The following is a 20288-nucleotide window of genomic DNA, read 5'->3' as shown; positions in this document are numbered from 1 at the left end:
GACGGTAGAGTGCTGTCAATGGCACGGGGAGATGTGGTGCGGTCCTACGGCGGGGTCAGCGCGGACGACCGCCGCGCCGACCGGCGTCGCAAGCTGGTCGGCGCCGCCCGCCGGTCCTGGGGGCACGCGGGCCTCGGCGAGGTGACGGTGCGCGGGGTGTGCGCCGCGGCCGGTCTGCAGCCCCGCTACTTCTACGAGCAGTTCGCGAACCGTGATGCCCTCCTCGTGGCGGTCGCCGACGAGGTGCGCGGCGAGCTGTTTGCCACCCTCGTCGACTCCAGTCGGGACGCCGACGGCACCCTCGAGGACAAGCTGCGCGCGGCGCTCTCGGCGTTCCTGGGCGCCATCGCCGCCGACCCCGACCTGCACCGCATCATGCGGACCGACCTCGCGGGCATACCCGGCCTGGAGAACCGCCGGGTGGACAGCCTGAACATCGTGGCGGACCTGATCCTGCAGTACGGCAGCGGAATCCCCGGTTTCGGGACGCCCGGCGGCGCCGACCCGCGGCGGTTCGCCCGGTTCGTCGCGGGCGGCGTCAATCACCTCGTCGAGAACTGGCTGGTGCATCCCGACGAATCACCCGAGGAACTCGCCGACGTGTGTACCCGGCTGTGTCTCGGTTTCGCGGGCAGGCCCGGTCGCCCGCTCAGCGGTAGCGGGGTAGCAGATCCCGCACGTGCCCCGTCTCGTTGACCGATGCCGGTCGGGCCTTGCCGTTGCGGGAAAACAGGATCCGGCTGACCGACGTGTAGTCGACCGGGAAGGTCAGCGGACGGTCCAGTCCGAGCAGGTGCTGCAGGTAGATGTTGATGACGCCGCCGTGCGCGACGACCGCGACGGTGTGCTCGTGGTCGGCGGCGGCGACGATCCGGCCCATCGCGGCGAGGACACGGGCACGGAAGGCGGGCTCGTCGACGAACCCGGGCAGGTGGCCCGCAAGGATCCGCGCGTACGCCTCGGGCGCCGCGGTCTTCGCCTCGTGGATCGGGATGTAGTGCGAGAGCTCGCTGTCGTACTCGGCGAGGCCGGGGTCGACGTCGACCTCGATCCCGAGCGTGCGGGCGAGCGGCGCGGCGGTCTGCCGGGCCCGCAGCTGCGGGCTGCTGATGATCCGGGCGACCGGATACGGCGCCAGCGCACCGGGCAGCCGCTCGGCCTGGGCCCGGCCCTCCGCGGTCAACGCCGGATCGGCGGGGCCGTCGACGGTGACGACGTGGTCGGGGAGGGCGTGGCGGATCAGGAGCAACTGCACCACCTCACCCTGTCATGCCCCGTGCCACCCGCCGCCGCGAAACGTCCCCCCGTGTCACGGGGGGACGTGCCGCGGGCCGGGTCAGGCGAACCGGCGCCGGTAGATCAGCACCGCGGCGGCGTAGGCGACCAGTAGGAGACCGCCGCACCAGGCGAGGGCGACCCAGACGTCGGAGCCGGCGGGGTGGCCGGCAAGCAGGCCGCGGATCGCGTCGACGATCGCGGTCACCGGCTGGTTGTCGGCGAAGGCCCGCACCGGCCCCGGCATCGAGTCGGTCGGGACGAAGGCGGAGCTGAGGAACGGCAGGAAGATCAGCGGGTAGGCGAACGCCCCCGCGCCGTCGACCGAACTCGCCGACAGGCCCGCGATCACTGCCAGCCAGGTCAGGGCCAGCGTGAACAACACCAGAATGCCCACAACCACAAGCCATTCGAGAAGGTTCGCCTCCGAGCGGAATCCCATCAGCAGCGCGACACCGACGACGAGGACGAGTGCGCCCAGGTTCGCGACCAGCGAGGTGAGCACGTGCGACCACAGCACCGACGGCCGGGCGATCGGCATCGACTGGAACCGCTCGACGATGCCGCCCTGCAGATCATTGAAGAGCCGAACGGCGGTGTAGGCGACGCCCGAGGCGATCGTGATGAGCAGGATTCCGGGCAGCAGGTAGGTCGCGTACTCCCCGGTGCTCGTTCCGGTGCCGGAACCGGTGTCGATGGCACCGCCGAAGACGTACACGAACAGGAGCATCATCGCCACCGGGGTGATGGCGGTCGTGATGACGGTGTCCGGGCTGCGGGTGATGTGCCGCAGGGATCGCCCGGTGAGGGCGGTGGTGTCGGCGAGAACGTGGGTGGTCATGACGGGTCCCTTCCGTCGGTGCCCGTCCGCGTGCCCGCGGGACGGCTGTCGGTGCCGACGAGGCTGAGGAAGACCTCCTCGAGCGTCGGCTGCTTCTCGACGTACTCCACCGTCGCGGGCGGCAGCAGCGCCTTCAGTTCGCCCAGCGTGCCGTCGACGATGATCCGCCCCTGATGCAGGATCGCGATCCGGTCGGCGAGGTGTTCGGCCTCCTCGAGGTACTGCGTCGTCAGCAGCACCGTCGTGCCGTTCGCGGCGAGTTCCCGCACCGCCTGCCACACCTCGTTGCGGGCCTGCGGATCGAGTCCCGTCGTCGGTTCGTCGAGGAACACGATGGGCGGGTCGCCGATCAGGCTCATCGCGATGTCGAGGCGTCTGCGCATGCCGCCGGAGTACGCGCCGACCTTTCGGTCGCCCGCCTCGCTCAGGGAGAAGCGCGCGAGCAGACCGTCGGCGACCTTCGCGGGATCGGCCAGGTGCCGGAGCCGGGCGATCAGTACCAGATTCTCTCTGCCCGTGAGTATCTCGTCGACGGCGGCGAACTGGCCGGTGAGGCTGATGGATTCGCGCACCCGGTCCGGTTCGGTGCCGACGTCGCGCCCGTCGACCGTTGCGGTGCCCGCGTCGGCGCGGAGCAGGGTGGCCAGGATCTTGACCAGGGTGGTCTTGCCCGCGCCGTTCGACCCGAGCAGCGCGAAGATGCTTCCCCGCGCGACCTCAAGGTCGACGCCGCGCAGAACGTGCAGCTGGTCGTACGACTTCTCGACGCCGCGCACCCGGATGGCCGTGGTCGTGCTCATTGCTCGTCCTCCCGCTCGAGGTCCTCAATGGTCCGGGTGAGGCGGGTGCGCTCCTTGTCGATCCACCGTTTACCGGTGTAGGCCTGCGCGAACGTCTCGGCGAACTCGACCGGATCGTCGCCGACGATCGCCCGCACCGTGGTGCCATCGGCCGCGGCGCGTTCCCAGAGGTCGGCGGCGTCGACGTACATCGTGACGAGGGTGTCGCCATCGGTGACGCCCGCGTAATAGGTCAAGTACCGCTCGAGCGCCTTCGCCAACGTCGCGTATGGCTCGGGCAGCGCCTCGATCCGGGCCCGGTACTGCTTGAACTGCTTCTTCTGTTCGAGTGATCCGGTGATGGTCTCAATCCATTTCGCGGCCATGATCACTTCTCTCCTTCGTGGAGCTGCTCGATCCGTTCGGCGAGGAAGCTCCAGGTCCTCCAGAACTCGGTCAGTTGGTCTCGGCCCCTGTCGTTGAGGGTGTAGACCTTGCGCGGCGGCCCCTTCTCGGACGGAACCTTCTCCACGTCGACGAGGTCGCGCTGCTCGATCCGCACGAGCAGGGCGTAGATGGTGCCCTCCGCGATGTCCGCGAAGCCCTGATCGCGCAGTCGCGCGGTGATCTCGTATCCGTAGGCGGGTCGTACCGACAGGAGCGCGAGAACGATGCCCTCGAGGACTCCCTTGAGCATCTCGGTTGCCTGCTTGCCCATCGCACCTTCTCCAGTACTCGGTGTTGCTGACTACCGGTACAAAGTAACGCTGAGTAGTGGTACTTGGCAATACTTAGTAGCGAACTTTCTTGCGCTGCCACCACGCGACCGCCGCGGCGTAGGCGATCCACCCCGACACCGCAAGCAGCTGAAGCCGCTGCGCGTACCCGAGCAGCCAGACCTCGTCCCCGTGGCCGTCCGCCCGCACCGCCCACAGCGTCCACGCCAGCCCGGCGACGTACCCGACGACGATCGCAATGCCGGTCCAGCGCAGCCACCCCGGCCACCCGTAGCGATACGCGGCCAGGATGAACGCGAACACCGACACCGCAGCGGACGTCGCGGCAACGGTGCTCGTCGACGCGTGCAGCAGACGGGCCTGGTCGTACACCCCGGCCGCCTCGAGTGCCGCGCATCGGGCGCTGGCATGCGCCGAACAGTGCAGCGGCATCCGCGAATCGGCGGCGGTCGCGATCCCGAATACCCCGAGCGCGACCCAGCCGGTGGTGGTGAGCGGACGCCGCGGCAGCAGCGCGGCGGCCAGCAGTGCTGCGGTCAGCAGGATCGCCCCGGTCACCAGATCCGCCGTCCGGAACCAGAATCCGTACGGCTGGTCCAACGCGGCCAGCTCGCTGGTGTACGCGCGGGCCGGGTCGAGCCCGGTCGGCAGCACCAGCTCGAGCAGCCACGAGGTGTAGCTGACGGCGCCGACGGCAAGCAGCACCACGACGACGACCCGGACGCGGGCCGCGCCGGTCACTGCTTCGGCTTCGCGAGCGGGAATGCGAGGGTCTCGCGGATGCTGCCGCCGGTGATGAGCATGACCACCCGGTCCACCCCCATGCCGAGCCCGCCGGTCGGCGGCATCGCGTGCTCGAGGGCCTGCAGGAAGTCCTCGTCGAGTTCCATCGCCTCCTCGTCCCCGCCCGCCGCGAGCAGCGACTGTTCGGTCAGCCGGGCCCGCTGGTCGATCGGGTCGGTGAGTTCGCTGTACGCGGTGCCGAGTTCGACGCCCCACGCGACGAGATCCCATTTCGCGGCCACCCCCGGGATCGTCGGGTGCGGCCGGGTCAGCGGCGACATCGACGTCGGGAAATTCGTGTAGAAGGTGGGGAACTCGGTGTGATCCTCGACGAGGTGCTCGTACATCTCCTGTGCCACCGCACCCTCGTCCCAGTCCGTCCGGTACGGGATCTCATGTCGGTCACACAGTCGCCGGAGATCGGAAAGCGGTGTCTCCGGACCGATTTCGACACCGATCTTCTCCGACACCGCGCCGTGCATCGTCTTGATCGGCCACACCCCGGAGATGTCGACCTCGACCATCGCCCCGTCCGGCCCGGGTCGCAGGATGACCTCCCTGCCGTGCGCGGCGACCGCCGCCGCCTGGATCAGTTCCCGGCACAGCACCATCATCTTCTCGTAGTCGCTGTGCGCCTCGTACGCCTCGAGGATCGTGAACTCGGGATTGTGTTTGAAGTCGACCCCCTCGTTGCGGAACACCCGGCCGATCTCGAAGACCCGTTCCATCCCGGCGACGCACAGGCGCTTGAGGTACAGCTCCGGCGCGATCCGCAGGTACAGGTCCAGGTGGTAGGCGTTGATGTGGGTCAGGAACGGGGCCGCGTTGGCGCCGCCGTGCACCCGCTGCAGGATCGGCGTCTCCACCTCCAGGTACCGCCGTGCGGTGAGGGTGTCCCGCAGCGACCGCACCACCGCGCTGCGTGCCACCAACAGGTCCCTGGCCTCGGGATTGATCGCCAGGTCCAGGTACCGCTGCCGGACCCGGGTCTCGGGGTCGGACAGACCCTTCCACTTGTCCGGCAGCGGGTGCAGGCACTTGCCGTTCATCCGCCACTCCGCGGCGAGTAGTGACAGCTCACCGGTGCGGCTGCGGCCGATCGTGCCGCTCACCTCGATCAGGTCGCCGAGGTCGAAGTCCGCGGTGAACTCGTCGAGCCGGTCGCCGACCGTGGCTCGGTCGAACAGCACCTGCAGATCCCCGGACCAGTCCCGGACCACCGCGAACGCGACCCCGCCGTACGGGCGGATCCGCTGCAGCCGACCGGCAATCCGGAGTCGGGTGCCAGCGGGGGACGCGGCGGCCGCCGCGACCGTGTGCGTCGGCGGGGACGCGACGGGATAGGCGTCCACGCCCTCGCCGGTGAGCCGGGCCAGCTTGGCCATCCGCACCCGCACCTGCTCCGGCCGTCGCGGCCCCGGCCCGGCGTCGGGGGCCGGTGCGGCGAGGGCCGGGACTCCGTCGGGCGCACTGCCGTCCGCGTGCAGTGTCCCGGAGCCCGCCACCGCGGCGGGAACCGCCTCGTGCACCCCGGTGTGCCTGCTCGCGTCGCGGCGGCGCAGGCTGGGCACGGCGAGGAACCCCTCGGCGATCGCGGACGCGACCCCCACCTTCGGCAGCACCCGGCGGTCCGCGAAGCACAGGTAGCGCGGCACCCAATCGGGTTGGTACTTCACGTTCGAGCGATACAGGGCCTCGAGCTGCCACCACTTGGACGCGAACATCAGCAGCGACCGCCACATCCGCAGCACCGGTCCGGCACCGATCCGGGCGCCCTCCTCGAACACCGAGCGGAACACCGCGAAGTTCAATGAGATCCGGGTGATCCCGAACCGGTCACCGCCGGTGGCGAGGTCGGTGACCATCAGCTCCACCACCCCGTTGGGCGCCGTCGGATTCCGGCGCATCAGGTCGAGCGACACCCCACTGGCGCCCCACGGCACCAACGACAGCAGCCCGAGCGCCTCGTCGTCGGATCCGAGCGCCTCCACGAGCAGGCAGTCGCCGTCGGCGGGGTCACCGAGCCTGCCGAGGGCCATCGAGAACCCCCGTTCGGCATCGGTGTCCCGCCAGGCGTCGGCGAGGTCGATCACCCGGCGCATATCCTCGGGTGGAAGGTCCCGGTGTCGCCGGATCCGGACCGTGACGCCCTGCTTGCGGACCCGGTTCACGGCCTGACGCACCTGCCGCATGTCCCGGCCTGCGAGGTCGAAGTCGCGGGTACGGACGATCGCCTCGTCGCCGAGTTGCAGCACGGTCAACCCGGCCCTGGCGTATGCGGTGGCGCCGGCCTCGCTCGCCCCCATCACGGCGGGCGTCCAGCCGTAGGTCGAGGCGAGCGCGAGCCAGGCGTCGATGGCATGCGGCCACGCCTGCTCGTCGCCGATCGGGTCGCCGCTCGCCAGGCACACCCCGACCTCGACGCGGTAGGTGACGGCGGCCTTGCCCGACGGCGCGAACACCACCGCCTTGTCGCGTCGGGTCGCGAAGTAGCCGAGCGAGTCGTCCCCGCCGGAACCGGCAAGCAGTCCACGCAGCGCGGACTCGTCGTTGCCGGTGAGCGCGTTGGAGGCGCGCTGCGACCGGAACAGGACCAGCACCGCGGCGAGCAGCGCGACGGCCCCGAACAGGCCGAGCAGGGTGTTCACGAAACCGTGTGGGCGGCCGTCGAATTGCTCGTTGTCGAGCACCGCGAGCGCGGTGACCCGGTTGACCGACCACAGCAGGCGTTGATCCTGTGGGAGGCTGCCGGGGAACAGTTCCACCAGGCCCCACCCGAGCAGGGTGCCGACGGCGAGCCCGGCAACCAGCACCCCGAGTGCCTTCCACACCGCGCCCCGCCGCACCCGGGTGTAGAACTGCGGCCGCGCGGCGATCAGCACCGCGACCACCGCCACGTGCACGCCGCAGGCCACCCCGGCGTTGATGTTGCGGTCGGCGACGGCCACCACGAGGTTCGCCAACCCGATCAGCGACAGGTAGACCGTCAGCAACCACCACGCGATCCGCTTCCGGCTGGCGAGCGCCGCGGCAAGCAGTCCGAGCACCAGCGCCCACGCGACACTGGTATCCGGTGCGTCGAAGTAGTACTCGTCGACGTACACGCGCACCGGATGGATCAGGTAGCGCAGCACCGGCGACAGGCTCCACAGGAACACCAGGACCGCGTAGACCCCGAGGGTGAGCCCGGCGATGTGCGGGACCCGGGTCAGCCGCGTTCCGGGCGGACCGGGCAGCACCCGCGCGGGCGTCGGAGTTGACGGTGCACCCACGGTGATCGGCGGCATCGTCCCAGTGTGAACGGTCCCGCGCCCGGGTGCCGGATGACATGGCCGGGTGCGCGAGAATGGGGTCATGTCCGCCGCCGAAGACGTCCCCATCCGCGACGAGGTCATCCGCCTCGGCCAGTTCCTCAAGCTCGCCAACCTGATCGAGTCCGGTGCGGAGGCGAAGGAGGTCATCGCCGACGGCCTGGTCACCGTCAACGGCGAGGTCGAGGTGCGCCGCGGCAGGCAGTTGCGGGCCGGTGACGTCGTCGAGATCGGTGGCATGCGGGCCCGCGTCGCGCACTGAGCCGCAACCCGACGGCTACCGTTTGGCGCGGCAACACTGTTGGCGGGCAGGCAGTTTCGGGATGGCCACCGGCGGCGGAAATTGTTCCGCGGTTCACCGGCCGGACACACGGAATCCACCGGACCCGGTGCTCGGCCGCCTACCGTCCTGGCGTCCCAGCTCACCGACGGAGGTACCGCACCGTGTCCACCACACCGCTCAACCGTCGCTCGTTCCTCGGGCGCACCGCACTCACGGGGCTGGGGGTGGCGCTCGTGGGCAGCGTCGACACCCTGTTCCGGCCTGCCCTCGGATCGGCGGCCCCCGGCCCGCTGGTCGGCTACGGTCCGCTCGTGCCCGACCCCGCTGGGATCCTGGCGTTGCCGGTCGGATTCACCTACACGATCGTCGCCCGATCCGGGGAGACCCTGCTCGACGACGGCTCCCCGGTCCCGAGCGACCCCGACGCGAACGGTGTGTTCGCGCACGGCACCGGCACCGCGGTCGTTACCAACCACGAGATCGGCGGCGACGAGCCGTTCGGTGTTCCCGTCGTCGACGGCCTCACCTACGATCCCGGCGCGCGCGGCGGCACCACGACGACGATGATCGGTCCGAACGGGGAACGCCTCGGACAGTACGTCAGCGTCGCGGGCACGGTGAACAACTGCGCGGGCGGCATCACCCCCTGGGGCACCTGGCTGACCTGCGAGGAGACCGAGGACCGCGCCGGAAAGGACGGCGCGACCCTGGACCACGGCTACGTCTTCGAGGTCGACCCGGTCAGCAGGGACGCCAACATCGGCAAGAGCGGCATCCCGCTGAAGTTCCTCGGCAGGTTCGCGCACGAGGCGGTCGCGGTCGACCCCGGCAGCAACGCGATCTACCTCACCGAGGACGCGTCCAAGCCGAACGGGCTGTTCTTCCGGTGGACGCCGCCGCCGGGATTCGTCGGCGGCCGCGGCGCGCTGCACGCGCTCGCCCAGTCCGCGGGCGGCGACACCGCGGGCGGCTTCCAGGCGATGCGGTGCCTCGCCGACGGCGTCCATGTCGCGGACCTGTCCCAGGCGACCGTTCCCGGCGTCCGCTACCAGGTGCAGTGGGTCGACGTCCCGGACCGGGACGCGACGTCCACCTCGATCCGCAAGCAGCTCGCGAACGATCAGGTCACCCGCAGCCGCAAGCTCGAGGGCCAGTGGTGGGGCGACGGCGGCGCGTACTTCGTCGCCAGCTACGCCCGCACCTCCGACGGCAGCGTCGCCGAGCACGACGGTCAGGTGTGGTTCTATGACCCGGCCAGCGAGACGGTCGAACTGAAGACGCTGTTCGGGGTGAACCCGGATCCGTCCGTCGACACCGGCAACTACGACGGCCCCGACAACATCACCGTCTCGCCCTACGGCGGCGTGATCCTCGCCGAGGACGGCGACGGCATCAGCCACCTGATCGGCGTCGCCGAGGAGGGCGATCCGTTCCCGATGGCCCGAAACGACCTGAACGACAGCGAGTTCTGCGGGCCGGCCTTCAGCGCCGACGGGAAAACGCTGTACGCGAACATCCAGTCGCCGGGGCTGGTCCTCGCGATCCGCGGACCGTGGCGACGCGCGGCAGGCGGTTCGGTCTTCGGTTCGTAGTTCCGGCGGCCGGGGGCTGTTGTACGCCGTCCCGCGGTGCGACACTGGAGTGATCGGTCACGTCTGAAGGGTGGTGTGGCCATGAGAAGTTCACGCACAGTGCGCGCCGCGGTGGCGCCGATCGTGTTCGCGTCGGCCGCAGTTCTGTTGCTGCAGTGGGCGCTTACAGCTCCGGTGGCGTCGGCGCGGGTGACGTCCGCGGTCGCGAATGTGTCGACGCACACCTTCACGGTCGCCGCGAACGGCGAGGTCCGGACCATGCCCGCGTCGATGGGCAAGCCGGGGTACGAGACCCCGCTCGGCACGTTCGAGGTGCTGGAGAAGTTCCGGCACCTGGTGATGGACTCGTCCACGTATGGTGTCCCGATCGACTCGCCCGAGGGCTACCGGATCGACACGGAGTTCGCGGTCCGGCTCACCTGGGGTGGCATCTTCGTGCACTCCGCGCCGTGGTCCGTCGACTCCCAGGGGTATGAGAACGTCAGCCACGGGTGCATCAACCTCGGCCCGGAGGACGCGCGGTGGTTCTACGAGAACGTGCAGGTCGGGGACCTGGTCACGATCGTCGGCTGATCGTCGAACGGGCGGCTCCCGCGACCGTCACTGCGACGATGCCCCGGTAGCCGCCCGTTCGACGCGGCGCCGTTCAGTCCTCGGCACGGACCACGACGCCGTCGTGGTCGCTGTAGACCATCTCGCCGGGGTGGAAGGTGACACCGCCGAACGTCACCGGCACGTTCTTCTCCCCGGACCCGGTCTGGGTGCTCTTGCGCGGGTTGGTGCCCAGCGCCTTGATCCCGATCTCGAGGGTGCGCAGGATCGCCGAGTCCCGGACCGCGCCGTTGACGATCACGCCCGCCCAGCCGTTCGCGACGCCCTTGCCGCCGATGATGTCCCCGACCAGGGCGGTGTGCACGCTGGCATCGCCGTCGACGACCAGGACGCCGCCCTCGCCCGGCTCGCCGAGCGTCTGCTTGACCAGCAGGTTGTCCTGGAAGCACCTGATGGTGGTGATCCGTCCGGAGAACACCGCGTGACCGCCGAACTGGATGAACTGGGTGTCGCAACTGCGGATGTCGGGGCCGATCTCGTCGGCCAGGTCTGCGGTGGCTACCTGCTCGGTCATGTGCGTTTCCCTTCGTTGGCGGACACCGACGAGCGTAGTTACTCGCCGGTACCCCGGCCGTGCCGGGACTCATAGTCGTCCCGGGTGCGGGCGGCCCGGCTGCGGGCCCGTTCCCCGAGCAGCTCGGGGTCGAGGCCGTGGCTGAGCAGGCGATGCCTGCGGTAGATGTTCATCAGCGCGATCGCGAAGTACAGCACCGGCAGCAGCAGCAACGCCATCATCGCCAGCGGAATCCAGCGCTCCCCGGGAATGAGCAGGTAGAACGCAACGAAGATCGGGATCAGCGGCAGCGTGAACCGCAGCACGTACCGCACCGACGAGCCCGGCCCCATCACGTCGTTGCGGACCCAGTCCTGCATCGAATCCGGCAGGGTGCGGCCGACCAGGTACCCGAGGTACTGGCCGAAGCTGGGGGTGCGGCGGTCGGACATGAGTACAGGGTAGGACGCCGCCCGGGTCAGGCGTGCCGGGCGGCGTTCGCGACGATCGCGTCGTGCACGTACTGCGCCAGCCCGGGCGCGACGTCGTCGTAGTGCTTCCGGAAGCGCTCATCGGCGACATACATCTGCGCCAGGCACACCTGCATCTCGTGAGAGCAGTCGTAGAACCGGTCGATGCCGGCCCGGTGCCGTTCGGCGAGCCCGGACGCGCGGTCCGAGTCGGCGGCGGCACCGTCCGCCAGGGCCGCGGCGAAGTCCGCCTCGATGGCGTCGGTCTCGGCCTTGATCGCCGTCCAGTCGTCCTTGGTGAACGCCGCCGTCCGCTGCCGCGACTGGGCCCAGGCGTCCGTATCGCCCCAGCGCTGCTCGGCCTCCGCCGCGTACTCCTCGCCCGGCCAGTCGTCACCGAAGACCTCGCGCTGCTCCTCGGGGGTCAGTTGAATTCCCATCTGCTTCGCCTCCATCATGTTCTCCACTGCTGCGACCATCCGATGCAAGCGATCGATCTTCTCCTCCAACAGCTTTCGCTGTCGCTGCAGGTGCGCCAGCGCATCCACCGACGGATCGTCGAGGAGGGTCGCGATCTCCTCAAGGGGGAATCCCAGTTCCCGGTAGGTCAGCACCCGATGCAGCCGCTCGACGTCGGCTGCCGAGTAGGTGCGGTAGCCGGACGGGGTGCGGCCGGACGGCCGGACCAGCCCGATCTCGTCGTAGTGGTGCAGGGTCCGCACGCTCACCCCGACCAGCCTCGCCACCTCCCCGACGGTCAGCCGGGATTCCCTGTTCTCGCTCACACCGGTCACCGTGCCGCCTCCCGTCGCGTGAGGGTCAAGCCCGCGTCCAGTGTGCACCGCGGACCGGGGGAGGGCCCGTCACCGGCCTGGTGGGAGCCGATCGGGGGGCGTGAACGGCCTCGCCGCGCGCAGCACCCGCGGGGCGCGGCGGGCCACGCTCAGCACCACCCGGTCGATCACGTGGAGGCTCAACGGTTTTCGATCGACGATGCCGGATCGGTCGCAGGTGTCCGCGAGCAGGAACAGTCGCCAGCGGCCGGGGACACCCTTGAGGTTGTGCTCGCCGCGGTCGACGAACACGAAGCCCGATCCGACGGCCAGATCGCGGACGGTGCGCGAGACATACACCTCCCCCGGACCGGCCGAGGCGCCGACACGGGCCCCGATGTGGACCGTCAGGCCGGTCACCTCGGTGCCGATGCCCTCCACCTCGCCGGTGTGCACCCCGGCTCGGACACCGAGCCCCAACTCGCGCGCCGCCCGGCACACCGTGCGTGCGCACCGGACCGCGGCGGCCGGGCCCTCGAACACGCTGAGCGTGCCGTCCCCGGCGACGTTGACCAGCAGCCCGCCCGCCCGCTCCACCTCGATCCGGACCTGCCGCTCGTACGCGGACCGCAGTGCGCGGTAGGGCCCGTCCCCGATTCGGGCCAGGGTCTCCGTCGAGCCGACCACATCGGTGAACAGCACCGTCGCGAGATAGCGTTCCGCGTTCACCGGGCGCCCGACCCCGGTCGCGATGTGCTCGATGTGGTCGAGCACCGGGATCCACGCCTCGCCCATCGAGGTGCCCGGCGGCAGCGGCGGCAGCACGTGCAGGGCGCCGTGCGGGATCGCCTCGGCCACCCGTCGCGAGGCCTCCAGCGGGACCGCGCTTCGCGCGGAATGCAGCACCCTGGTTGGGCACTGGATGGAGGACAGGGCGTCGAAATAGTCGATCCGGAACAGCCATTCGAGGTGCGCCCGTGCGGTGGCGGGCGTCGCGGAGCAGCGTTCGAGCAGTGCCATCAGCCGCCGGTTGAACGGCGAGTCCTGGGTGGGATCCCACATCGCGATGACCTGTCCGGATCCCCAGTTGTCGTAGACGGCGCGCCACCCGTCGACGAACCGGTCGCGGGCCTCCTCGGTCCACCCGCGCGGCAGGCTGTCGCCCTCACGGAGCGCGCCCTCGACGAACGGCTGCTGAAGCACCAGGCCCGCCGCCCGGTCCGGGTCGCGCGCCGCGATCAACGCCAGCGCGCCGCAGGTGCTGCCGATCCCGACCAGGGTCGCCCGCCGCATCCCGACCGCGTCCATCACCGCGAGCACGTCGTCGGCCTGCTGTTCGAGGGTGGGGACGTGGTCGACGGGGTCGGACAGCCCAAATCCGCGACGCTGGAAGTACACGAGCCGACAGAAGGTGGCCGCGCGCTCGAAGACGTAGTGGATGTGCGGATCGGTCCACATCAGGTCCGGGTGCAGGCCGATCTCCAGGAACAGCACGACGTCCGCGGGGCCCTCGCCCACGACCTGGTAGGCCAGCGCGTGCCCGTCACGCTCGACATACCTGGTCCCGGGTGGGTCCATGCGCCCCAGCGTAGTCGCGCCAGCGCACCCGTCGAAGACCGAACGGTCTGTTGGGGGTTGTCGGCACCGGCCCGGCGCCTCTATGCTCGCAGCGCTCGTGTCGCACCTACAGGGGGGTGGTCCGCGAGCGCATCAGTACACGTGTGGGGGCACGTCGCTACCGGCAGCCCTCACCGCATCAGGGGGAATTGTCTTGAGCTCGACTGCTTTCGGCGTGCGCACTCCGCGCCGCCCGCGTTCCCTCCCGCACCGGCGGCACGGTGCCGCCGGTGTTGCACCGATCGGAGGGACATCGACATGAGCCGCACCACATCGCAGGGTCCGCATCGCCGCCGCGCCGAACGTGTCGTGGTGGCCGGTGCGCTGCCCGTCGCCATCGCGATCGCCTGCGCTGGGGTCGCGGTCGCGGTCCCGGTCCAGCCCGGGGTCAGCGACACCCCGGACGCCCAGCCCGGCGTCGACGCCGAGCTCGCGCCGCCCGTCGTGGAAACGCCGCCCGCCGCCGCGCCGGTCCCCGAGGAGTCGAAGATGTACTGGGTCGCGCCGCCGGTCGAGTACGACAACGTGCCCACCCGGCCCGCCCCCACCCGGTACTACGAGGAGGAGCCGATCGCACCGGCGCGCGTGCAGCAGCTGCACCTGCCGGTCCCGGTCGCGCCGGTCGCGCCGATCGAGGCGCCCGCCGAGCGACTTCGACTCGGCGACTACATCGCCGACCGGCCGAACTGGCTCACCGAGGCGAACCTCGACCGGACCAACAACACCGCCGCCGCGTTCGAGGCGCAGGTCAACACGTTCTGGCAGTCGGTCGGCCTCGACGCCTCCCGCGCGGACCGGATCGGTGCCGCCACCGTCGGCGGCGCCGCGGTCGCCGGACTCGGCGCCGCCGCCGCGGCGGGCCTTCCTGCTGCGGTCGCGGGCGGACTGGTCGGTGGTGCGATCGGCGGCAACATCGGGGTGCCCGCAGGCGCCATCCCCGGGCAGGTGGTCCTGCCCGTGATCGGCCCGGTGGCGGGCGCCGTCGTCGGGGGCGCGGTCGGCACCGCGGCAGGAGCCGCGATCGGCGCCGCCGCCGTTGGCGTCCCGGTCGCCGTGGTGGCCGGCACCGCAGGCGCGCTGGTCGGCGGCGTCACCGGGGCCGCGTTCGGTGCCGGGGACACCCTCGCCGAGCCGATCGAGATGGAAATCCCGGACGCCCCGACCACCGATCCGGCCGCGGTCACGCAGGCGACCCGGGACACGGTCACCCGGGTGGAGTCGCTGCCGGGCGGCGACGCCGCGGTTGCCGCGGTGCGGGACGCCGTCGAGGTCGTGCCGCCGCAGGTCGCCGCCGCGGGCGCGGGCACCCGCGCCGCCGCGCTCGGCCTCCCCGGTGGCCCTGATCTGGTCCGGCGCGTCGAGGCTGCCGGGACGGCGGCGGCGGCCGCCGCCGCCCCGGTCTCCGGTCCGGTGGGGGAGGTGCTCGGCGCCGTCGCGGCCGGGCTGAGGTAGCACCACGGAGACGGGTGCGGCCGGGGTCGTCCGGCCCGCGTCCGCCGGGTGCGGCAGGAGGAGAGTGGGAACGCCGATGGATCCGTCGGAGGTGAGCGCGGGGGAGGGCGACCGTTCGTCGACGCAGGCGCCGGGGGTCGCCGCACCGGCGTGGTTGTCGCCGCCCCCGCCGTCGGCGTCCCCCCGCGCCGTCGACGCGGTCGAGGCGGAGGAACCGGCACCGGCCCGGCGGCGGTGGCGGCGCGGGGTCCTGCCCGTCACCGCCGCCGCCGTGCTCGTCGTTGGTGGGGTCGCCGCTGCCGGCCTGGCGCTGAACGCGGCGGACCGCTCGCCGCCCGGCACCGCGCCGAGCACCGCCGCCGCGGCACCGGACGAGCTCGCCTGGTGCGCGGGCCTCGGGGCGGGCCACCCGGCCGACCTCGACGCAGCCGATCCGGGGGAGGCGGCGATCGCCGGCTTCGAACGCGCCTACTACGTGCTGCGCGACGGCGCCCGCGCCCGCGAGCACGTCGCCCCCGACGCCCGGGTCGGGTCGGCGGAACAGATCGGCCGCGGCATCGCGGAGATCCCCGTCGGCACCACCCATTGCGTGCTGGTGAAGCGGGCCACCGACGGCGCATACGCCGTCGACGTGTTCGAACGCCGCCCCGACGGGAGCATCCAGCACTACCCGCAGACCGTGCTGACCGGGAGCACCCCGGACGGCACCCGGATCACCGCGATCACCCCGCGGGAGGGGTGACGGCGGACGCCCTGTGACGGCGGCCACGGACGCGGTAGGTTGTCTGTAACCGCCGAAACTACCAATCAGTAGGGGTACGAAATGCCTGCTCCGTCCGCCGCGACCTTCGAACGGCTCGCCACCCTCGTCGCCATCCCGGACGCCGCGGGCCGGCCAACCCGCCCGGTCGTCGAGGCGTTCACCGGGCGCGAGCTGGCCACCATCCCGATCGGCACCGCGCAGGACGCCGTCGACGCGATCGCGCGGGCCCGCGACGCCCAGCGGGACTGGGTCCGTCGCACCCCGGCCGAGCGGGCCGAGGTCTTCCACCGCTACCGCGACCTGGTGCTCGCCAACCGGGACGCGCTGCTGGACATGGCGCAGGCGGAGACCGGCAAGGCCCGCTCCTCGGCACTGGAGGAGGTCCTCGACATCGCGATGACCTCCCGCTTCTACGCGAAGCTCGCGCCGAAGGCGTTGAGGTCGACGCGCGTGCAGGGCATGCTGCCCGCCCTGACGAAGGCCGTGGTGCACCACCACGCGAAGGGTGTCGTCGGCGTCATCTCGCCGTGGAACTACCCGATGACCCTCGCCGTGTCCGACGCCATCGCCGCGCTGCTCGCCGGCAACGCCGTCGTCATCAAGCCGGACAGTCAGACCCCGTACTGCGCGCTGGCCTGCGTCGACCTGCTCTACCGCGCCGGCCTGCCGAGGGACCTGTTCGCGGTCGTCCCCGGGCCGGGATCCGTTGTTGGCACCGCCATCGTGGAGAACGCCGACTACCTGATGTTCACCGGCTCCACCGCCACCGGACAGCTGCTCGCCGAGCAGGCCGGTCGCAGGCTGATCGGCTTCTCCGCGGAGCTGGGCGGCAAGAACCCGATGATCGTCGCCAAGGGCGCGAACCTGCGCGAGGTCACCGACGCCGCGGTGCGGGCCTGCTTCTCCAACTCCGGGCAGCTGTGCATCTCGATCGAGCGGATCTACGTCGAGCAGTCGATCGCCGCCGAGTTCACCCGACTGTTCGGTGAGCGGGTCCGGAAGATGACGCTGGCGCCGGGCTACGCGTTCGGGATCGAGATGGGCTCGTTGGTCTCCGAATCCCAGGTCAAAACCGTCTCCGGGCACGTCGACGACGCCGTCGCCAAGGGCGCGACCGTCGTCGCGGGCGGCAAGGCAAGGCCCGACCTCGGACCGCTGTTCTACGAGCCGACGGTGTTGACCGGCGTCACCGACGAGATGGAATGCGCCCGCACCGAGACGTTCGGTCCGCTGGTGTCGATCTACCCGGTCGCGGACGTCGAGGAGGCCATCGTGAAGGCCAACGACACCGAGTACGGGCTCAACGCCAGCGTGTGGGCGGGCACCAAGGCGGAGGGCGAGGCGATCGCCGCCCGGGTCCGCGCGGGCACCGTCAACGTCGACGAGGGGTATGCCCCGGCCTGGGGCAGCACCGCAGCCCCGATGGGTGGCATGGGGGTGTCCGGCGTCGGCAGGCGGCACGGCCTCGACGGGCTGCTCAAGTACACCGAGGCGCAGACCGTCGCAACCACCCGGGTGCTCAATCTCGGTGGGCCGCGCGGACTTCCGCCGAAGATCTGGGCGAAGGTGCTCGCCCCGTTCATCGCCGTGATGAGGTATCTCCCCGGGCGGTAACCCCTGAGCGCTGCGGGACCGGCGGATCGCTGGTGAGATCGAGGGGGAGGGCGCGGTCGCGGCCTCCGGACCACGATCTGGGGAGGCGTGATGGCGTCGGAGGTCGGCACCGAACCGGGAGCGGATCGGCGGGCGTGGATCGGGTTGGGGGTGCTGGCCGCCGGGCTGTCGATGATCGTCGTCGACGGCACGATCGTCGGCGTCGCGTTGCCGGTGATCATCGACGACCTCGACATGGACCTGACCGACGCGCAGTGGGTGAACAGCGTCTATTCGGTGGTGTTCGCGGCGCTGCTGCTGACGGCGGGCCGCCTCGGCGACCGCCTGGGGCGGCGCGCGATGTTCATCGCTGGCGTGGTGGTGTTCATGGCCGGCAGCCTGCTTGCCGCGCTCGCCGGGAGTGCGGCGGCGCTGATCGCTGCCCGGGTCGTGCAGGGTGTCGGCGGGGCGTTCGTGCTGCCAACGACGCTGTCGAGCGTGAACGCCACCTTCCGCGGCCGGGACCGGGTGATCGCGTTCGCGGTCTGGGGCGCGGTGATCTCCGGAATGGCGGCGATCGGACCACTGCTCGGCGGCTGGCTGACCACCGCCTTCACGTGGCCGTGGATCTTCGTGGTGAATCTTCCGATCGGCGCGGCGGTTCTGGTGGGTGCGGTGCTGACGGTTCGGGAGACCCGCGCGACGATCACGGCGCCGGGCCTCGATGTCGACGGCCTGCTGCTGAGCGTAATCGGTTTCGGTGGCGTGATCTTCGCGCTCATCGAGGGGCAGAGCCTCGGCTGGTGGACACCGATCGCCGAGTTTGAGGTACTCGGATTCAGCTGGCCCGTCGACGCCCCGGTGTCGGTGGTCCCCGTCGCTGCCGCGGTCGGGGTGACCGCGCTGGTGCTGTTCGTGTTCTGGGAACGGCACCGGGCCGTGGGCAGCCACCGGTCGGCGATCCTCGACCTGAGCCTGTTCCGGGTGCCGACGTTCAGTTGGGGCAACCTGACGGCGCTGGCGGTCGCGATCGGCGAGTTCGGCCTGCTGCTGGTGCTGCCCCTGTTCCTCGTCAACGCGCTCGGCCTGACCACGATGGGCGCGGGCGTGGTGTTGGCGGCAATGGCGTTGGGGGCGTTCGCCTCCGGTGCGGCAGCCCGGCATCTGGCTGCCGCGATGGGCCCGACGCGGGTGGTGATCCTCGGGTTGGCGCTCGAGGCGGTGGGGGTCGCGGTGGTGGCGGTGTTCGTCTCGTCGACCGTCTCACCGTGGGTGCTGGCGGTGCTGCTCGCGGTGTACGGGTCGGGCCTGGGGCTGGCGTCGGCGCAGCTGACCGGCACGGTGCTCGCCGACATCCCGCCGGAGAAGTCCGGTGAGGGCTCGGCAACGCAAAGCACGTTCCGGCAGTTGGGGTCCGCGCTCGGGTCGGCGATCGTCGGCGCGGTGCTGTCGGTGTCGTTGGCGCACACGCTGACCGACCGGCTTGAGCCGGTGACGGCGGTGCCTGCGCCGGTGCAGGAGCAGTTGGTGACCGCGACCCGCGACTCGGCGGGCGGCACCATCGAGGGCCTGCGGGAACAGGGCGAGACCGGTCGGCTCGGCCCCGCCGGTCCGGAGGCGACGTCCGCGCTCGCCGAGGGATTCGGTGACGCGACCCGCATCTCGCTGTTTGCGGCGTCGGGGTTCCTCGCGCTCGGGTTGGTGAGCGCGACCGCACTGCATGTCCGGACCCGCCGACCCTAGCGGCGATGAATACCGTTGCATTGGAAGGTGACACGCTGCCTGTTCGCCCGCAACTCGCCGAGTGGCCGGCGGTTACCAGACAGCGCGCTCAATTCTCTGCGGTGACGAGCGGTGTGACGATGCCCGGTAGCTGGGTCTTCGCGACTGCGGAGAGCTTGTGGCCCCAGTAGCTCGGCCGGGTGTATGTGCGGGCGATCCAGCTGAGGTCGTCGACGGTCAGTCCGCCGTACCCGTACTCGATTTGCAGGCCGGATGGGCTGCCGATGTAGACAGAGGTCATCAGGTCGTTGGTGTGGCGGCCGAGGGATTGCATGACGTCGACGTCGTGGTCGTCGAGCAGGTCGATCATCCGGCCGAGGTCGTCCATGTGCTCGACCTCGAGCATGAGGTGGTTGAAGCCGACGTGGCCCGGGAACTCGGACAAGGCGAGCGAGTGGTGACGCCCGTTGACGTGGTAGAAGCGGACGTTGAAGTGCTTGTTGGTGATGCGGTCGGAAAGGCGGAATCCGAGGATGTCGACGTAGAATTCGTTGGCCTTCTCGATGTCGGGGACTTGGAAGACGATGTGGCCGAGGCCCTGGTCTCCGGTGACGAACCCGCCTCGCATGGTCCGTCCGGTTGAGAACGATAGTGGTGTCGCCGCCTTTCCCCAGCTCAGTTCGTGGCGGATTCCCCACGGATCCTCGAACCAGGCCAATCCTGCTACTTGGCGTTCGCGCAGCAACTGCGGATCTCCCCAGTGCACCGCCACGCCGTGGGATTCGAGGTGCGCGACGAAGGCGTGCAGGTCGGTCTCGTTGGCCACACCCCAACCGGCATAGCGGAAGTCGTTCTTCTCGGCGGGGTGGACGGCGATCCGGTAGTTGATGTCGTCGACGGCGAGTCGTACCGCGCCGTCCGGGCCATCGGGGGTGAGCATCGCCCCGATGAGACCGGTGCCGTACCTCCGCCATTCGTCGGCGCGTGGCGAGCCGATTCCGATGTACGACAGTTCCTGAATCATCGCTCTCTCACTCTCGATTGGGCCGCTCGTGTGGGGCGGCCGTGCGGCGGATCTCCCGGAGTCCGGGTCGACATGAGAGGACAGTACACAGGTGCGCCAATCATTGGCAATGCCAGCGATTGCCTACTTGCCGTATCGGGTAGGTCCAGGATCTTCGGCGTAGTCGTG

General features: G+C 70.8%; 19 protein-coding genes and 1 pseudogene. 8 read left to right on the top strand and 12 right to left on the bottom strand.

The window, feature by feature from the left end; genetic code table 11:
* Positions 1 to 18: 18 nt before the first annotated feature.
* The gene (locus tag ACFWQG_RS19465; protein WP_378509291.1) at positions 19 to 696 is read left to right on the top strand and encodes a TetR/AcrR family transcriptional regulator; all 678 of its coding nucleotides are present in this window, start codon (positions 19 to 21) and stop codon (positions 694 to 696) included.
* Here ACFWQG_RS19465 and ACFWQG_RS19460 read toward each other — a convergent pair.
* The 7 genes from ACFWQG_RS19460 to lysX all read right to left on the bottom strand — a co-directional run bounded on the left by ACFWQG_RS19460 (position 650) and on the right by lysX (position 7702).
* The gene (locus ACFWQG_RS19460; RefSeq protein ID WP_378509290.1) at positions 650 to 1255 is read right to left on the bottom strand and encodes a histidine phosphatase family protein; all 606 of its coding nucleotides are present in this window, start codon (positions 1253 to 1255) and stop codon (positions 650 to 652) included. The genes ACFWQG_RS19465 and ACFWQG_RS19460 overlap by 47 nt on opposite strands.
* A gap of 81 nt (positions 1256 to 1336) precedes the next feature.
* The gene (locus ACFWQG_RS19455) at positions 1337 to 2116 is read right to left on the bottom strand and encodes an ABC transporter permease (RefSeq protein WP_378509289.1); all 780 of its coding nucleotides are present in this window, start codon (positions 2114 to 2116) and stop codon (positions 1337 to 1339) included.
* Positions 2113 to 2916 (bottom strand): ABC transporter ATP-binding protein, encoded by an 804-nt coding sequence (locus ACFWQG_RS19450; protein WP_378509288.1) that lies wholly within the window; start codon positions 2914 to 2916, stop codon positions 2113 to 2115. Before ACFWQG_RS19450 ends, ACFWQG_RS19455 begins: the two co-directional genes overlap by 4 nt.
* Positions 2913 to 3281, bottom strand: coding sequence for a DUF1048 domain-containing protein (locus tag ACFWQG_RS19445; protein WP_378509287.1), 369 nt, complete (start codon positions 3279 to 3281; stop codon positions 2913 to 2915). Before ACFWQG_RS19445 ends, ACFWQG_RS19450 begins: the two co-directional genes overlap by 4 nt.
* Positions 3282 to 3283: 2 nt before the next feature.
* Positions 3284 to 3613: a PadR family transcriptional regulator gene (locus ACFWQG_RS19440; RefSeq protein ID WP_378509286.1), complete on the bottom strand. Its 330-nt coding sequence runs from the start codon at positions 3611 to 3613 to the stop codon at positions 3284 to 3286.
* 73 nt (positions 3614 to 3686) lie between these two features.
* Entirely contained in the window at positions 3687 to 4373 is a 687-nt protein-coding gene (locus ACFWQG_RS19435) for a DUF998 domain-containing protein (RefSeq protein WP_378509285.1), read from the bottom strand.
* Positions 4370 to 7702 (bottom strand): bifunctional lysylphosphatidylglycerol synthetase/lysine--tRNA ligase LysX, encoded by a 3333-nt coding sequence (lysX, locus tag ACFWQG_RS19430; RefSeq protein WP_378509284.1) that lies wholly within the window; start codon positions 7700 to 7702, stop codon positions 4370 to 4372. The genes ACFWQG_RS19435 and lysX overlap by 4 nt, the downstream gene beginning before the upstream one ends.
* 67 nt (positions 7703 to 7769) lie before the next feature.
* On the opposite strand from lysX, the gene ACFWQG_RS19425 reads away from it, so the two are divergent.
* From ACFWQG_RS19425 to ACFWQG_RS19415, 3 genes and pseudogenes are all read left to right on the top strand, one after another.
* Positions 7770 to 7988, top strand: a complete 219-nt coding sequence (locus ACFWQG_RS19425) for an RNA-binding S4 domain-containing protein (RefSeq protein ID WP_378509283.1) — start codon at positions 7770 to 7772, stop codon at positions 7986 to 7988.
* A 182-nt stretch (positions 7989 to 8170) separates the two neighbouring features.
* Entirely contained in the window at positions 8171 to 9601 is a 1431-nt protein-coding gene (locus ACFWQG_RS19420) for an alkaline phosphatase PhoX (RefSeq protein WP_378509282.1), read from the top strand.
* 137 nt (positions 9602 to 9738) lie between these two features.
* Positions 9739 to 10174, top strand: a pseudogene (locus ACFWQG_RS19415) (L,D-transpeptidase); the annotation flags it as partial.
* A 73-nt stretch (positions 10175 to 10247) separates the two neighbouring features.
* Here the strand turns inward: ACFWQG_RS19415 and rraA are convergent.
* The 4 genes from rraA to ACFWQG_RS19395 form a co-directional block, all read right to left on the bottom strand.
* A complete protein-coding gene (gene rraA, locus ACFWQG_RS19410) occupies positions 10248 to 10727 on the bottom strand; it encodes a ribonuclease E activity regulator RraA (RefSeq protein WP_378509281.1) in 480 nt (159 codons plus the stop codon).
* Between the two features lie 38 nt (positions 10728 to 10765).
* Positions 10766 to 11158: a DUF5313 family protein gene (locus ACFWQG_RS19405; RefSeq protein ID WP_378509280.1), complete on the bottom strand. Its 393-nt coding sequence runs from the start codon at positions 11156 to 11158 to the stop codon at positions 10766 to 10768.
* Positions 11159 to 11184: 26 nt separating this feature from the next.
* Complete coding sequence (locus ACFWQG_RS19400) at positions 11185 to 11961, bottom strand: MerR family transcriptional regulator (RefSeq protein WP_378509279.1); 777 nt, start codon at positions 11959 to 11961, stop codon at positions 11185 to 11187.
* Positions 11962 to 12039: 78 nt separating this feature from the next.
* Positions 12040 to 13527: an adenylate/guanylate cyclase domain-containing protein gene (locus ACFWQG_RS19395; RefSeq protein WP_378509278.1), complete on the bottom strand. Its 1488-nt coding sequence runs from the start codon at positions 13525 to 13527 to the stop codon at positions 12040 to 12042.
* 297 nt (positions 13528 to 13824) lie between these two features.
* On the opposite strand from ACFWQG_RS19395, the gene ACFWQG_RS19390 reads away from it, so the two are divergent.
* The 4 genes from ACFWQG_RS19390 to ACFWQG_RS19375 all read left to right on the top strand — a co-directional run bounded on the left by ACFWQG_RS19390 (position 13825) and on the right by ACFWQG_RS19375 (position 19117).
* Entirely contained in the window at positions 13825 to 15018 is a 1194-nt protein-coding gene (locus ACFWQG_RS19390) for an insoluble domain protein (RefSeq protein WP_378509277.1), read from the top strand.
* 64 nt (positions 15019 to 15082) lie between these two features.
* Positions 15083 to 15760: a hypothetical protein gene (locus ACFWQG_RS19385; RefSeq protein WP_378509276.1), complete on the top strand. Its 678-nt coding sequence runs from the start codon at positions 15083 to 15085 to the stop codon at positions 15758 to 15760.
* 81 nt (positions 15761 to 15841) lie between these two features.
* Complete coding sequence (locus tag ACFWQG_RS19380; protein ID WP_378509275.1) at positions 15842 to 17395, top strand: succinic semialdehyde dehydrogenase; 1554 nt, start codon at positions 15842 to 15844, stop codon at positions 17393 to 17395.
* 90 nt (positions 17396 to 17485) lie between these two features.
* Positions 17486 to 19117 (top strand): MFS transporter, encoded by a 1632-nt coding sequence (locus ACFWQG_RS19375; RefSeq protein WP_378509274.1) that lies wholly within the window; start codon positions 17486 to 17488, stop codon positions 19115 to 19117.
* 88 nt (positions 19118 to 19205) lie between these two features.
* Here ACFWQG_RS19375 and ACFWQG_RS19370 read toward each other — a convergent pair whose 3' ends face one another.
* Complete coding sequence (locus ACFWQG_RS19370; RefSeq protein ID WP_378509273.1) at positions 19206 to 20120, bottom strand: VOC family protein; 915 nt, start codon at positions 20118 to 20120, stop codon at positions 19206 to 19208.
* Positions 20121 to 20288: the final 168 nt, after the last annotated feature.

Origin of the sequence: Rhodococcus sp. NPDC058532, assembly GCF_042719255.1 — a bacterium.
In the GTDB taxonomy this organism is placed as follows: Bacteria; Actinomycetota; Actinomycetes; order Mycobacteriales; family Mycobacteriaceae; genus Rhodococcus_G.
The sequence above is the reverse complement of the archived record's forward strand: the minus strand, read 5'-3'. Positions and strand labels throughout refer to the sequence as shown.